Source organism: Endozoicomonas acroporae, assembly GCF_002864045.1.
Lineage (GTDB): Bacteria > Pseudomonadota > Gammaproteobacteria > Pseudomonadales > Endozoicomonadaceae > Endozoicomonas > Endozoicomonas acroporae.
Genome location: NZ_PJPV01000251.1, coordinates 1 through 1,351 on the forward strand (window position 1 = coordinate 1; position 1,351 = coordinate 1,351).

At 50.6% G+C, this 1,351-nt stretch carries 1 protein-coding gene; it reads left to right on the forward strand.

Translation table 11 applies throughout. From position 1 onward, the window contains the following. On the forward strand, window positions 1–1,295 hold a 1,295-nt coding region (locus tag CX664_RS24800), incomplete at its 5' end, for an RAP domain-containing protein (RefSeq protein ID WP_146000346.1). Between the last annotated feature and the right edge of the window lie 56 nt (window positions 1,296–1,351).

Consider the following 1,351-nt stretch of genomic DNA (forward strand, 5'->3'; position numbering starts at 1 on the left):
GGACACCGGGGCTCAATGAGGCCGTGGCCAGCCTATTGCCCGACGTGAACGCACAGAAAGCTAACTTTAACCCACAGGAAATCGCGAACCTGCTATGGGCCACGGCGAAACTGGTGGACAACGGGCAGGAGCGGACACCGCAGCTCAAAGAGGCCGTGGCCGTGCTGTTGCCACAAGTGAACCCAGAGAAAGCTAACTTTAAACCACAGGAAATCGCCAACCTGCTGTGGGCCATGGCGAAACTACTGGACAACGGGCAGGATAGGACACCAAAACTTAAAGAGGCCGTGGCCGCGCTGTTGCCACACGTGAACGCACAGAAAGATAACTTTACACCACAGGGCATCGCCAACCTGCTGTGGGCCATGGCGAAACTGGTGGATAGCGGGCAGGAGCAGACACCAGAGTTTAACGAGGCCGTGGCCGCGCTGTTGCGCCACGTGAACGCACAGAAAGCTGACTTTAAACCACAGGAAATCGCCAACCTGCTATGGGCCACGGCGAAACTGGGTGAGTTCGTTGAGCTGAACGTGGTTACCTCTGTGTTTGAATCGCTTGTTTACCGAATCAGTGAAAATCTTCAGCTCTCACAGCGAGACATATTGATGTCTCTCTGGGGAGTAATGGTCTGCTGTGCCAGATTGTCTCTGGACTCCAATAACAATAACTGTCTTGAAAAGCACATCGATGAGCTGTTTACTCGTCTGGAAAACACCTCCCCGGACAATAAAGAAGATCAATCCATCATTGCCATGGCCGCAAGCTGGCTTCGCAGGACGTGTCTGTTCGTCCCCCATTACCCGACAACCATTTCAAAACCTCAATCCGACTTCCGCGCTCAACTTCAATCATCCATTCCCTCTTTGCGGATTGAAGAAGAAAAGTGTTTGAACTCATTACCTCCGGTTGACCTGCTACTGCCAGATCACAACATGGTGATTGAAGTTCAGGGACCGTCTCATTACGTGGGTGGTGATTTCAACACCAGGAATGGTTCGACTCTGCTGAAAATCGCACTGTTGCAAAAAGCAGGATTTGAGGTCATTGAAATTCCGGTTAACAGGCTTTTGAATCAGGATTTAATGAAACCATACATTGATCAAATAAAGGCCAGGATAGGCATCCCGCCACAGGAGCATGGCTCTGTATCACTTAAAAGAAGCTGGGCAGATGCGGCATACGTTACTGCTGATAAAGGCAGGCAACCCTCAGATCATGGTTACTTGACTACCGAAGAACATTCAGAGGAGCAAACCGGTAAACCGGCAAAGAGAAAGAAAACAACCAGCCAGTAATCGCCTTCCTCCTATCATGACTCAAGATCCGTTTTCACATGCCGGGAAGGAATGCC